Raw genomic sequence first — 14,534 nt, forward strand, 5'->3', positions numbered from 1 at the left:
GGACCGTCGTACCTCCACTTGATCGGCTTGACTTTTCGCGATCACCTCGCGCTGAATGGGCGCGAACCAGTTCTCCCTCGACATTGTCGTCAGCGCCCGGAGCAAGGAATTCGCCTTATCCGCGACAGCGTAAGCAGCCACAAGACAGAGCGTGTGCAGGAGCCCCTCGGGATTGCAACGTCGGTTGCACTACACGCCGACCACACGTCCCGGCTTAATCAGGGGCAGCATTCGGTCCTCGCGAACCAGGGCCAAGCGCAGGCAGACGCATGCCCGCCAGTTCACGATAAATACACGCGTAGCTCGCTGCCGAGCGCGCCCAAGCAAAGTCGCTCGACATGGCCAGCTGCCGGAGCTCTGACCAGCGCTTAGGCCGCGTTTCATACAGGGCCAGACAGCGCGACAGCGCGAATTCCAAGGCTTCCCCCGTCGCGTCGTCAAACAAGAAGCCGGTCGCGCCGGGAGCGGGCCGGTCATGCGTGCCCGCATCGCGCACGCTGTCGGCAAGTCCGCCAACCCGCCGCACGATTGGAACCGTGCCATAACGCATGGCATACATCTGGGCCAGGCCACATGGCTCGAAACGGGACCCGTGCAGGAGAATGTCACCGGCTGCATGCAGGCTGTGCGCGTGCGCCTCATCATAGCCGATCTGCACTGACGCGCGCCCGGGAAAGCGGGTGGCCATGGACGTAAAGCCGGATTCCAGCTTACGCTCGCCGCACCCGTGCAGTGCAAATTGCAGCCGCGGGTGGCGCGCCATCATGTAGGGCAACCGCTCGAGCACCACATCGGCCATCTTCTGCGAGGTCAAACGGCTGATGAATACCGTCAGCGGTGCCGACGCATCGACATTCAGATATAGGTCCCGCTGCGCGTCGGCTTTGCATGATTGCTTTCCTCTCAAATCGTCGCGCGAGTAGTGGTGCGACAGATACGGATCGGTACGTGGATCCCATTGCTCCGCATCGATGCCGTTGAGGATGCCGACCAGATCGGCACGTCTGGCCCGGAACAGCCCCTCCATGCCGAAGCCGAACTCGGACGTGCAGATTTCGTTCGCGTACGTCGGGCTGACGGTCGTCACCTTGTCGGCGTAGCGCACTCCGGCCTTTAAGAACGAGAGCTGGCCGTAAAATTCGATGCCGTCGGGTGTCACTGTCTCTTGAGGCAGACCAAGCAGCTCTGCACGGTCGAGTGGAAAGTTGCCCTGGAAAGCCGCGTTGTGGACGGTGAATACGGTGCGTGGCCGGTGCTGGCCGTTCAGTAATAGCAGCAGAGGCACTAGTCCGGCATGCCAGTCGTGCGCATGGACGACGTCCGCACGCCAGTCGGGGATGGCCTGCCCCAGGGCCACCCGTGCGGCCGCGTGACAGAGCACGCCAAAGCGCTGCGCGTTGTCCTCCCAATCGCAGCCGCTCGGATCCTGATAAGGTGTACCGGGTCGGTCAAACAGTTCCGGACAGTCGACCAGCCAGACCGGCAAGCCGGTACCCGGCATCGAACCCGCAATCAGGTGCGCAGAGACTCCCGGCAGCAGTTCCGCAAGCTCGGCTACCTGCCGCGGCGCAACAAGGCGCTCCAAGGCTTCCGGATATGCCGGCATCATCAAGCGGACGTCGATGCCGAGTCGGGCAATCGCTTTGGGGAGCGCCCCGCAGACGTCCGCCAGGCCGCCCGTCTTGGCCAGAGGGAAGATTTCCGATGCCACCAACAACTGACGCAAGGGATCATCGCCGCATCGCGCCTGCCGGGTCGCAGCATCAGCCAAATCCGCCATGATCGCGCTCCTCAGGTCGTTTGGGTACGTGTCTAATTTTTGGCGCTGTGACCGGCGACATCAAGGACGCGATGGCATAGCCCGCATCCCGGGGGACGCGGCGCGTTGAAGGTCCAGGCTACCGGAACTCCGCGCCCCGGAGTTCGTCCCTAATCCTGGGCATGACGCCCCCCTGCTTGAGACCAGCTTGTCCATGTGAACCATGATGTTGGCGAAGGCCAAGACAAATGTCTCCTCTGGACGAATGGCTATTTGAGGCTTTCTCCAGGCATCGCACAGAACAGATTGTCGTCAAAGGCAATGGTCAGCCTAAAGGCATTCATGACATTCTCGTTCGGAGAATGGTGGCGCAGAGTGCATGGCAGGCACCAAATTCTTGCGCGTCTGGCCGAGCCATCGCCGGGCGCGGCCGTCCTTCAACCATGGGAACCAGACTTGACGGCAGGAGTGAAGACTGGGCGAATTGGCTCGATGCGACGACCCCTTGGCTGCACATTCAGCATAGGTCGCGGAATAGGCTGCGTTTGCCCACGGCCAGAAATCAGATGAACTGCCCGCAAAGCCCCGAGAGTACGGATGACTGATGTGGATCAACTTCGATTCTTGCAGCGCTCCTAGCCTTAACTTGCCGCTCAGTGGGTTTCGCCCTTCGCGGGCGAACGCAGTCCCGTTCCCGTCCGTATGGATATCAGGTGAGAGTGGCGTTGGAGGCAGGCGGCACAAACGGATGTGACGATATGCTCGTGCCATTTTCTGACCCATAGGCTTGGGGGTGCCGTGATGAAAGACTCTTCAGCGCTGGACAAACGAAGCACCACCACGGTCTCCAGCGTCTGGCGCACCATGTTCCCGCCCGCACAATGGCTGCCGAGTTACCAACCGCAATGGCTGGCGCATGACGCCATCGCGGGTGTGACGCTGGCCGCATATGGTATCCCGGTGTCGCTGGCGTATGCATCCCTTGCGGGATTGCCGCCGCAGTACGGAATTTACTGCTACTTGGCCGGTGGGTTGTTCTATGCATTGTTCGGCTCGTCGCGTCAACTTGCAGTCGGGCCAACCTCTGCGATTTCGATGCTCGTCGGCGTCACCGTAGCGGGCATGGCCAATGGCGATCCCAGCAGGTTGGCGTCGATTGCGGCGCTGACTGCTCTCCTGATCTCTGCCATGTGCGTCCTGGCGTGGCTTCTACGGCTGAGTTCGCTGGTCAATTTCATCAGCGAAACGATACTGCTCGGCTTCAAAGCCGGTGCGGCCCTGACCATCGCGCTTACCCAGCTGCCAAAACTATTCGGGGTCAAGGGAGGCGGCGAATTTTTCTTCGAACGGATTGCAGTACTTGCACAGCAGGTGCCGGAGACCAACCTCGCGGTATTCGGATTCGGCCTGGGCGCGATCGCTGTACTGCTTCTCGGGGAAAAATTCCTTCCGGGCCGGCCGGTAGCACTGTTCGTCGTGGTAGTTTCGATCGCGCTGCTTTCACTGACATCACTCGGCGGGCTCGGCTTCAAGGTCGTCGGCGCCCTGCCGCAAGGCTTGCCGGAATTCCGTCTGCCAGACTTGCGGCCACGCGATGTGGACGGAGTGATTCCTCTGGCGTTCGCCTGCCTGTTGTTGTCCTATGTGGAAAGTGTGTCGGCGGCACGCGCTCTTGCTCAATTGCACGGCTACGACATTGATCCACGCCAGGAACTGCTTGGCCTTGGCGCGGCAAATCTGGCTGTGGGATTTTTTCAGGGCTATCCGGTCGCCGGCGGCCTGTCCCAATCGTCGGTCAACGACAAGGCTGGCGCTAAGACGCCGCTTGCCCTGGTATTTGCTTCGGGAACGATCGGACTGTGCCTGCTGTTCCTGACCGGCCTGCTGGCCAACCTACCTAGTGTCGTCCTGGCAGCTATCGTACTAGTCGCGGTCAAGGGTCTAATCAACATCCGCGAACTACGCCACGTATGGCGCGTGAGCCGATTCGAATTCGTGGTGTCCATGGTGGCGTTTGCCGCAGTCCTGCTGCTGGGCATCCTGAAAGGCGTGGTCGTGGCGGTGCTTGTATCCATGCTACTAATCATCCATCGCGCCGCCCACCCGCATGTAGCATTTCTGGGACGCATTCCCGGGACGCGAATGTATTCCGATATCGAGAGGAATCCGGACAACGAACTTGTCCCGCATGTCCTGATTTTCCGTGTTGAGTCATCGCTGCTTTACTTCAACGTCGAGCATGTGCGTACGGTAGTTTGGCAGAAGATTCACAGCACCGCCGAGCCGCTCCGTTTGGTGGTGTGTGATCTTTCGATTTCCCCCGTCGTTGACCTGGCAGGGGCCCGCATGTTGGCTGCGCTGCATGAAGAACTGCAAGGTGCCGGCATCCCGCTGCGCCTGGTTGCAGCACACGCCGAAGTGAGGGACATCCTTCGTGCTGAAGGGCTCGAAGAGCGTCTTGGCTACTTCGGGCGCCGCATCTCGGTGGCGGACGTAATCGACGGATTCCGGGCGCCCGAAGCATCGGTTATCGCACCAGGAGGCACGGCGGCGCCAACAGCGGCCTAGCATAGCCCGCTGAGTCCGGTACAGGCCGAGACAGCCTGACAGAAGGAGAATGTCATGAACAAGCCCGAAAATATCAAAAACCTGGCCGCTATATCCGAAGCCCACTCGTCCTACCTCAGCGCCGACGAGCGCGCAGCCAAAGGTCGGGCATTGCGCGACACCGTACCCCGCGTGTCGCAGTCCGGCTGGACGCCGGTGGCAAATCGCCAGGATCCGGTCAAACTTCTGGACGAATCCAATGCGGGACGGATTCTCGAACTGATACCGATCCGCTTTGGACGTATGGCGGCTTCTGCCTTCGCCTTCTATCGCGGTGGGGCTGCCTTGATGGCAGCCGACCTTGCCACCACGCCCGCCAGCGGGATCCGCGTACAGGCATGCGGAGATGCGCATCTGATGAACTTCGGCGGATTCGCTACACCAGAACGCAACGTGATCTTCGATATCAACGATCTCGACGAGACGCTTCCGGCCCCTTTTGAATGGGACCTCAAGCGTCTTGCCGCCAGCGTGGCGATCGCTGCCGAGCATCTCGCGCTGCCGAAGAGCGATGCCGCGCGTGTCGTCACTGACCTTGTACGCGAGTATCGCGAACGGATGTTCAACTACGGTTGGATGCGCGCGCTGGACGTCTGGTATGACCGGATCGACCTGCAGAAGTATGAAGACCGCAGCGGTGATCCCGACATCGTCGCCGCGGCCCGCAAGCGGCTTGCACAGCGAATCGAGGCCGAAAGGCGCAAGACGGTCCCTGACCATCTGTATCCAAAGCTGGTGTCTGCGGAAGGAGAAAAGCCCAGAATCAAGGATGAGCCACCCCTGATCTTCCACCCGACCGAGGAAATGGCGCCCGGCCTTGCGTCGGGCTACGCGAAAGCCATTGCCTCATATCGGGAAAGTCTTGCCGAGCATACCCGAGTGCTCTTTGACCGATTCCACTTCTTCGACATGGCCATCAAGGTGGTCGGTGTCGGGAGCGTTGGCACGATGTGCGGCGTAGGCCTGTTTCTTGCCGCGGATAACGATCCGCTGTTTCTGCAGGTAAAGGAAGCCCGTGCTTCTGTCCTGGAACCTTACGCTGGAAAGAGCTTGCATTCCAATCACGGCCAACGCGTCATCATTGGCCAGCGTCTCATGCAGACTGCTAGCGACGTCTTCCTGGGGTGGACCCGGGGAAAAAACGGACGCGACTTCTTTATACGCCAGTTGCGTGACATGAAACTGTCGGCGGTCATCGAAGATTGGGATACCGGCATGCTCAGGCAATACGGCCGGATGTGCGCACACGCCCTCGCCCGAGCGCATGCCCGTTCCGGCGATGCCGCTATGATCGCTGGTTACATGGGTTCAGGACAAACCTTCGACGACGCGATCTGCGAGTTCGCGACCGAGTACTGCTCTCAGAATCGGAACGACTATCGAGCGTTCCTGGCCGCCATTCGCAAAGGACGCATCGAGGCGCGAATGGAGCAAGAGTAAGACCGTACCCCCCTGCTGCGCAACAGCACCCATGAGGAGCCGGCAGGGATGTATACGGCATCAAGCTTGCGATGCATCAATGGGCCAATGCGCATACGACCTACGCTTCAGAACAGGCGGAGCTATATTGCGCGCCTTGTCCGCCAAGGCAGGAGGATTGCCATGACCGCGATGCTGCAGTCTGGAAACGAGGAAAGCCATCATCGATCACTTGCCATGCACGCTAGCAAGGTTATGCGTACGGCTGCCGCTGCGTTGCTTCTTGCTACCGCGCCGCTTCTCCACGCACAGACCCTCGCGGCGCATCCAAAGCCGCCGGAAATCCACCAATCCTCTGGCGTCCGGTATGTCTCGGGCGGGATCGGGAGCGAAGCCGTGCGGCAAATGCAGGCTATCTCCGGCCAATTCAATGTGCGGCTCAGCTTCCAAGATCCTTCGGAAGGCAGGCCCGTCTCTGGCGTCATGCTGATCCTGGCCAACGAGAAGGGCAAACGACTGCTACGACTGGTCACGGACGGTCCCCTGGCCTATCTCAAACTCCCTCATGGCAGCTATTACCTGACGGTGATCTATCAAGGGGCCGATCATGAGCAGTGGATCACGGCCGAAGACGAACCGATGGATCTCACATTTCTCTTTAACCTGATCGATCTGGAACAATACTGGCTACAAGCAGGGACACACTCGCCCCAGTATCCGACTCCGACATAAACAGGCCTCAAGGCGAAGAACACCGGCTGCCAGGCCGGCGCGTGCGGTGACAGCATAACGCATGCAAAGCCGACACCCCCTTATTGCGGGCCAATGGCCTGCCATTTTGATGATGTAACCAAAATTCCGGGATCTTTCGCATCCTATAGTCGGTGCCTTGCCGAAAGTGGAGACTGCAATGGTGGGTTCAAGAATAAGCATCGCGTCGCCGGCCCGTTCCACTCCGAACGGATTGATCACCCTGCTGTTTCACCTGAGTCACGCAGCCTCTCAGGGGCAGCTCGATCCCGCTCTCGTGCGTGATCTTGGAAAACGCATCTACATCGAGATTGATGCATGCAGGACAGACGAAGCCAAGAGCCAGGTCGAGTTGAAACTGCTGTCCGAGGCAATGTTCAGGTTCGAGGATACTTTGCTGGCGGCGCGAAGCCACATGCTGCTCGCGTCGATCCGGCGTTTAGGGAGCACTGAACGTCCGCATCCTGAAGCGGATCGAGGTGCCGGCCACCATGAAGGTGGCCCACCAATCCCGACCAACCGGCCGCCCAATCCTTCGCCCGTCACGGGCCGCTGCACGGATTATCTCGAGCCGCTCGCCACTCTCGATCAAGGTGATTCCCCCTTGTGATAACGCATGGATCAGCCCTCCCCGGGCGACGTAATCACTGCAGGGCGGAAAGAGGCTTTTGCGATTCGTCAGGGAACGGTTCGGAATATTGTTTGATATGAAACACGAAGGTGAGGTCCCTGCGCCCGTCAACTGGCTCCTGGCAGCAGCCAGCATTGTGGGACGCCGATCCGTTCAACCATTTGGCTGATAAGAAACGCCTGCCGGCGTTGTTTGATTCTGGAGAATTATCATGGTCACGTCCACTATGTCGCTCGCGCCCACCCTCATTTCACGAACGTACGCTGTCGGTCGCGCCCTTCTCGGCTCTCTTTTCTTATTTTCCGGTCTCCTGAAGATTGGCAACTTCGCGGCCTACTCTGCGTGGATTGCCAGCGCTGAACTGCCGAGCCCGGATCTGCTGCTGGTGCTAACCATCGTGATTGAAATTGGTGGCGGACTGACCGTGATCTCGGGCTGGAACGCGCGGTTGGGCGCGCTGCTTCTTGCACTGTTCCTGGTGCCGACGACCATCATTTTCCACGGCTTCTGGCGCGCCGATCCCGCAGATATCCTGAATCAACTTAATCACATTCTGAAGAATGTCTCAATCCTGGGCGGCATGCTCGTTGTATTCGCCATTGAATCGTCACGTATGCAAGCACGAGCCGCATAGCCGCTAGGGATGGTGTTCTGAAGTTGCGAAGTCCGATGCGCTCAGACGAGGCCTTACCCAAACAATTGGCGCATGAAGCAAGCTACCTGACTTGGTGACCCTGGGCTATGACGATATCGTCATGTCCAGGGCGTCTGCTGGGGCCGGTCGACGCGAACAATGGGATCCTGATATTCGGCGCCTTGACCCGGTGATGACGGCTGGGGGATGGCCGTGATCAAGCACGACATGGCGCGGCTACAGCAGGGCGAACGGTCGTAGGTCAGGAAGGCAGAAGCCGCGATTACGAGCGCTTTGTGGTGCCAGAGAGTCGTGGTGGCTCCATTGAGTTTTCAGCAGGCGGTCAACCTTTTACAAAGATGATCCCGGCGCCTAAGCTTTTTTACGTGTGCACGCACCGATTCCCCAACCACGATCATGCCCACTCCAAGCCACGCGAAGATGTCGAACGCCAATCGCGAATGGCGGAAAGTTCGAACAGGCGATTCTCGTCTTGCAAGGTGGCGGCCCACTGGGCGCAGATCAGGCAGGTATCTACGCAGCTTTCGCAGAAGCCGGCTTAATGCCTGACTGGATTGCACGTGTATCGTGCTCACGCCCGCCCCCCTTCCGATCCAGCTGCCCGGCTTCGCCGGCCAGAAGGAGAGCACGCCATGAGCAATGAAGCAGAGAAGAACCGGCTCGATGAAGCGCAGGCGGGCCGGGCGGCCTGGAAGAAATGGGGGCCCTACCTTAGCGAGCGGCAATGGGGCACGGTGCGCGAGGACTACAGTGACAACGGCGACGCCTGGAACTACTTCTCCCATGACCAGGCCCGCTCGCGCGCCTACCGCTGGGGCGAGGACGGCCTCGGCGGTATCAGCGACGACCACCAGGTATTGTGCTTCGCGCTTGCCCTGTGGAATGGGCGCGATCCGATCCTGAAGGAGCGCGCCTTCGGCCTGGCCAACGGCGAAGGCAATCATGGCGAGGACGTGAAGGAGTACTACTTCTATCTCGACTCCACGCCGACGCACTCGTACATGAAGTATCTGTACAAGTATCCTCAGGCCGCCTATCCATACACCGACCTCGTCGAGACCAACCGCAGCCGCGGCAAGCATGAGGCCGAGTACGAGTTGCTGGACACCGGCGTGTTTGACGACAACCGGTATTTTGACGTCTTTGTCGAATACGCCAAGGCGGCGCCTGAAGACGTGCTGGTGCGAATCAGCGTCTTCAACCGCAGTCCGGACGCGGCGCCGCTGCACCTGTTGCCGACCCTGTGGTTCCGCAACACGTGGTCGCAGCCGGGGGGCGGTTCGAAACCGATCCTCGAGCGCGTCGATTTCTCCGGGCAAGCGGCGGTCCGCGCCCGTCACAGCGACCCGTTGTTTCTGGAATCGCTGGACGAGTATTACCTTTACTGCGACCCCGACGTGCCGCTGCTCTTCACCGAGAATGAGACCAACAACACCCGGCTGTTCGGCACGGGCAATGCGTCGCCTTACGCGAAGGACGGCATCCACGACTTCATCGTGCATGGCGATGCCGCGGCAGTAAACCCCGCGCAGCAGGGAACCAAGGCAGCGCCCCACTATCAGCTCAACATCGGCGGTGGTGAGTCGCAAGTCGTGCGTTTACGGTTGACGACCCAGGCGCCGGGTGCGGCGTCCGCGCCCTTCCATGATTTCGACGCCGTGTTCGCCGCCAGGCTGGAGGACGCCGATGCCTTCTACGCGTCGATGACACCGCTCGCAATTCGCGACAACCCAGACCGGGTGAGCGTCATGCGCCAGGCGCTGGCCGGCATGCTCTGGACCAAGCAGTACTTCTATTATGACCTCGGCGTCTGGCTCGACGAGCACGGCGCAGGTGGCCGGTTGCCGAAACCGGAGCGCAGGCGGGTACGCAACAGCGAATGGGCGCACATGTTCAACGACGACATCATCTCGATGCCGGACAAATGGGAGTATCCCTGGTACGCCGCGTGGGACTTGGCCTTTCACATGATTCCGCTGAGCATGGTCGACCCCGACTTCGCCAAGCAACAGCTTGACCTGATGCTGCGCAACGACTATCTGCATCCGAACGGCCAACTCCCCGCTTACGAGTGGAATTTCGGCGATGTCAATCCGCCCGTGCATGCCTGGGCGACGATGCAGCTTTACGTCCTCGACAAGGAGCGTCACGGTGGCAGGGGCGACATCGAATTCCTCAAGTACGCCTTCTCCAAATTGCTGGTCAACTTCACCTGGTGGGTCAACCGCAAGGACCGCACGGGGGCCAATGTCTTCGAGGGCGGCTTTCTCGGGCTCGACAATATCGGGGTGTTCGACCGCTCGTCGCCACTGCCCACGGGCGGTTACCTGGACCAGGCCGACGGTACCGCGTGGATGGTGTTCTTCAGCCAGCAGATGCTGCGCATCGCGGTCGAGCTTGCGTTGCAGGAGCCGCTCTACGAGGAGTTCGTCGAGAAATTCTTCCAGCACACGGTGTTCATTGCCGGCGCGTTGGACAGCGTTGGCGAGCGGAACGATGAAATGTGGGATGAAGAGGATGGCTTCTTCTACGATGTGCTGCGTTTCCCGGACGGTAGCGCCACGCGCCTCAAGGTGCGCTCCATCGTCGGGCTGCTGCCACTGGCCGCGGTGGCGGTGTTCGAAGAAGACCTCCTCACCAGGCTGCCGAAGTTCCGCGAGCGTGCCAGGCTTTTCCTGGGGCGCCACCCCGAGCTCGCCGCCAACATGCATCTGCCCCAGCAGCCCGGCGTAGCCAACCGGCGCATGCTGGCAATCGTTGGCGAGCAGAAGCTGCGCCGCATTCTGGCGCGCATGCTGGATGAAGAGGAATTCTTTAGCCCACATGGCATCCGCGCGCTGTCGCGCTTCCACCTCGAGCACCCTTACGTCTTTCACCACGCGGGCCAGGAGTATCGCGTGGCCTACGTGCCGGGCGATTCCGACACTGGCATGTTCGGCGGCAATTCCAACTGGCGCGGGCCGGTGTGGATGCCGATCAACTACCTGCTCTACACCTCGCTGATACGCCTGTATGCCTATTTTGGCGAGGACTTCAAGGTCGAGTGCCCGACTGGGTCTGGCCAGATGATGACGCTGCTCGAAGTGGCGCAGGAATTGGGCGAGCGCCTGAGCCGGATCTTCCTGCGCGACAGCGATGGCCGCCGACCAGTGTATGGCGCGGCGAACAAGTACCGCGACGACCCGCACTGGCGCGACCTCGTGCTGTTCTACGAGTATTTCCACGGCGACACCGGCGCCGGGATCGGCGCCAGCCACCAGACCGGCTGGACCGGCTGCGTCGCGCGCATCATTCAGGGGAATGCCATGCTATCGAAGGACTTGCTGCTAACGCCGGGCGCGCAGGTGGCGACCTTGCGTGCGCTGAGAGCCGCGCACAGGGGCCCGGAGTCTACAACCCAAGGCATTCCTGTCAATCCCGAGAAGGCCACCTAGGCGACCCAGGCCAATCAGCCGCGAAGGGCGAAGAAACCTGCGGAGCCAACGATGCCGCGCTTACCCAGCAACCGAACGAAGAAGTACGCCATGGAGAGCTACTACGCCAACAGAAACCTGCCCCAGCCGGCGATCCCAACGCTGAAATCTCTGGACTTGCCAAAAGACCAGACAGCGCGGTTGACGGGCGCCAATTCCGGGATCGGCCCCGCCATCGTTGTCGCGCTCGGCCGGGCAGGCGCCAACGTGATAGTCCGACGTGGCCAACCCTGCGGACACCGAGCTGGTGGACGAAGGAATTCGCGGAGGCGGGCAGAGCGCGATCACCGCACCCGCCGAATAGCCGATGAGGCGCAAGTGCAAGCCATGTTCGCTGCGGCGGAGCAAGAGTTTAGCACCGTCGACATCCTCGTCAGCACTGACGGCATGGGGCGCAACGCGCCGTTCCACGAGATGAGCGTGGCCCAATGGACGCGGTGATCAGCGTCAACCTTCCTGGCACCCTTCTGCGCGCGCGCGAGGCCGTTCGTGAGTTCCTCCGGCGCGGCGTGCGCCCGGGCGTTTCCGTAGCGACCGGCAACACCATCTTCCCAAGTTCGGTGCACGAGCTGATTCCGTGGACTCGCCACCTCAATTACGCAGCCTCCCAGGACGGGCTGATGCCGCTGATGAAGAGCCTGGCGCGGGAACTCGCCAAGAAGCGCATCCGTGTCATTTCCATAGCGCGGGGCGCGATCCGAACGGCGATGAACGCTCCGGCATGGTCTACGCCAGAGGCCTATGCCGGACTGATGAATCTCGTGCCGTACAAGCGCATCAGGGAGAGCGGGGAGATCGGCCGTGCCGCGGTCTGGCTAGTGTCGGATTTCACCGACTACATTGTCGGCACGACGCTTCTCATCGAGGGCGGGATGACGCTGTATCCTTGGTTCCAAAGAGGGGATTGACGACTGTGCTGACACCTCGCTATCCGGCACTTTACCAGCTCAACACCCGGGTCAGGATGACCGAGTTGTCGCTGTCGCTCGGCCATGCAGTCACGCTGGATGACATTACCGACGCCGAACTGGACCGTCTGGTGGAGATAGGTTTCGACTGGCTCTGGTTGCTGAGCGTTTGGCAGACCGGGCCTGCCGCGCAGCGCATCTCGCGCAGCAGCGCGGCGTGGCGGCATGAGTTCGAGCAAACGCTGCCCGACCTGTGCGAGTCGGATATCGCCGGCTCCGGCTTTGCGATCACGCGTTACTCCGTGCACCGCGACCTCGGCGGCGACGAAGCGCTGGCGCGCCTGCGCACGCGCGCGCGACAGCGCGGGCTGCGCCTGATGCTCGATTTCGTGCCGAACCACATGGCCCCGGATCACGCGTGGACCGACGAGCACCCGGACTATTTCGTCCATGGCAGCGAGGAGGATCTGGAGCGTTCGCCCCGCAACTATTGCCGCGTGGCAACGAAGAACGGACCGCTGCTGCTTGCCTACGGCAGGGACCCATATTTCGACGGCTGGCCCGACACTCTGCAGCTCAACTACGGCAATCCGCACTTGCAACAAGCGATGATTGGCGAACTGGAGCGCATCGCCGACCAGTGCGACGGCGTGCGCTGCGACATGGCCATGCTGGTATTGCCCGAGGTGTTCGAGCGTACTTGGGGCATCCGGCCCGACCTGTTCTGGCCGAAGGCGACGGGGTCAGTGCGGCGCCAGCATCCCGGCTTCCTGTTCATGGCTGAGGTCTACTGGGATATGGAATGGACGCTGCAGCAGCAGGGCTTCGACTACGCCTATGACAAGCGCTTGTACGACCGCTTGCGCGAACAGCGCGCCCGCCCCGTGCGCGAGCATCTGGGCGCGGACATGGCCTATCAGGACAAGCTGGCGCGCTTTCTGGAGAATCACGACGAGCCGCGCGCGGCTTCGACCTTTGCACCCAAAGTCCATGCGGCTGCCGCGGTGCTGACTTTCCTCTCGCCGGGCTTGCGCTTCTTCCACCAGGGACAGCTCGCGGGCCGGCGCACGCGTATCTCGCCGCATCTGGTCCGCGCCCCGGAAGAAGCGGTGGACGGAGTGCTCGCGCAGTTCTATGACCGGCTGCTTGCCGTGTTGCGCCAACCGCTGGTTCGCGATGGAAACTGGTCCTTACTGGAATGTGTTCCGGTCTGGGCCGACAACACTACGTCGGACAATTTCATCGCGTTCCGCTGGGTACGGGCGCCTCACGAGTGGATGTTCGTGGCCGTAAACTACTCGCCGCAGCAAAGCCAATGCTTCATGCGTACGCCCTTTGCCGAACTGAGGGGGCGGACCGTACGACTCCAGGACCGCCTCAGCCCGGCTGTCTATGATCGACCGGGCGAAGACCTGCGCGCCCGTGGTCTTTTCCTGGACATGCCGCCCTGGGGCTACCACGTCTTCGACTTGCAATGGGTTGATTGACAGGGAAAGTTGGCCGCGCTGGGACGGCATCAGCTGGTTTCGGAGGGCGCCCCGTCAAACCAGCCGGCGGCGCACGATCGCTGTCTCTGGCGCGGTCGCCACCGCATGGCTGCGAGTGTCGGACGCGCCTTATCGCTACTTGCTTCTCTTGATGTTGGCAGTGCAGTGCAACTTCATTTGGTTGGGGATACACGGCATCTACACCGTTAGCGGGTTCTCCAAGTTCGTGGCCGGATCCTTCATGTCCGGCAGCGCGCAGACAGGAGAAAACTCGCTTGGAGGCAAGATGCTCTGACAATGTGGGACTAACCTTGCTTGTATGAGAATCTGGATCAGTTCAACCGGCTGTGCTGACCGCGAGGACTCATCACGCCAATTGAGCCAAAGAACACTTTCTTCATGCTCCAGGGAGGTTATGCGGCGGACTTTATCCTGGGTCTGACTGTCGAGTCGCTCAATGGCGTGCGCAATCGCTCGATGGCTGGCGGCGCGCTGCGGGAGGCGGACCCTGAGTTTCGTCGCGTGCTCGCGTTGATGCGCGAAGTGCAGGCCGCAGGATCGGGAGCAGGCAGAGTATGCACCACCAGTTGAGAATTGTTCTCACAATGACCTCCTACCGCCCGAAAACCGCCGTATCAAGCCGCGCCCTTTTGTCATTGCCGCACGGCCTTGCCAAGGCACTGATCGCCCGCCGAATGGGCCTCGGACAGCTGTCCCGGCCGGCCGCTCACTTCGCTACTGGTCTGTACCGGCTCCGAGCCGTTTGACGTTTGACGTTTGACGTTTGACGTTTGACGTTTGACGTTTGACGTTTGACGTTTGACGTTTGACGTTTGACGTTTGAC

The 14,534-nt window shown here is 61.0% G+C and carries 9 protein-coding genes and 2 pseudogenes; 9 read left to right on the forward strand and 2 right to left on the reverse strand.

Annotated features, from left to right (window positions below):
- Positions 1-214 precede the first annotated feature (214 nt).
- Complete coding sequence (gene glgA / locus AC3WL8_RS20990) at positions 215-1,780, reverse strand: glycogen synthase GlgA (RefSeq protein ID WP_249221416.1); 1,566 nt, start codon at positions 1,778-1,780, stop codon at positions 215-217.
- Positions 1,781-2,560: 780 nt separating this feature from the next.
- On the opposite strand from glgA, the gene AC3WL8_RS20995 reads away from it, so the two are divergent.
- From AC3WL8_RS20995 to AC3WL8_RS21035, 9 genes and pseudogenes are all read left to right on the forward strand, one after another.
- A complete protein-coding gene (locus AC3WL8_RS20995; protein WP_492378717.1) occupies positions 2,561-4,327 on the forward strand; it encodes a SulP family inorganic anion transporter in 1,767 nt (588 codons plus the stop codon).
- Between the two features lie 54 nt (positions 4,328-4,381).
- Positions 4,382-5,806, forward strand: a complete 1,425-nt coding sequence (locus AC3WL8_RS21000) for a DUF2252 domain-containing protein (protein ID WP_153954459.1) — start codon at positions 4,382-4,384, stop codon at positions 5,804-5,806.
- A 162-nt stretch (positions 5,807-5,968) separates the two neighbouring features.
- Entirely contained in the window at positions 5,969-6,517 is a 549-nt protein-coding gene (locus AC3WL8_RS21005; protein ID WP_492378718.1) for a hypothetical protein, read from the forward strand.
- Between the two features lie 232 nt (positions 6,518-6,749).
- Positions 6,750-7,145, forward strand: a complete 396-nt coding sequence (locus AC3WL8_RS21010) for a hypothetical protein (RefSeq protein WP_492378719.1) — start codon at positions 6,750-6,752, stop codon at positions 7,143-7,145.
- A 232-nt stretch (positions 7,146-7,377) separates the two neighbouring features.
- A complete protein-coding gene (locus tag AC3WL8_RS21015; RefSeq protein ID WP_492378720.1) occupies positions 7,378-7,800 on the forward strand; it encodes a DoxX family protein in 423 nt (140 codons plus the stop codon).
- 653 nt (positions 7,801-8,453) lie between these two features.
- Entirely contained in the window at positions 8,454-11,255 is a 2,802-nt protein-coding gene (locus AC3WL8_RS21020; protein ID WP_492378737.1) for an MGH1-like glycoside hydrolase domain-containing protein, read from the forward strand.
- A 90-nt stretch (positions 11,256-11,345) separates the two neighbouring features.
- Positions 11,346-12,202 (forward strand): annotated as a pseudogene (locus AC3WL8_RS21025) (SDR family oxidoreductase).
- A 56-nt stretch (positions 12,203-12,258) separates the two neighbouring features.
- Positions 12,259-13,689 (forward strand): alpha-amylase family glycosyl hydrolase, encoded by a 1,431-nt coding sequence (locus AC3WL8_RS21030; RefSeq protein WP_492378721.1) that lies wholly within the window; start codon positions 12,259-12,261, stop codon positions 13,687-13,689.
- Between the two features lie 399 nt (positions 13,690-14,088).
- A complete protein-coding gene (locus AC3WL8_RS21035) occupies positions 14,089-14,280 on the forward strand; it encodes a hypothetical protein (protein ID WP_249221413.1) in 192 nt (63 codons plus the stop codon).
- A gap of 62 nt (positions 14,281-14,342) precedes the next feature.
- Here AC3WL8_RS21035 and AC3WL8_RS21040 read toward each other — a convergent pair.
- Positions 14,343-14,534: pseudogene (locus AC3WL8_RS21040) on the reverse strand (hypothetical protein); the annotation flags it as partial.

The organism is Cupriavidus sp. FW305-F7 (assembly GCF_058782875.1).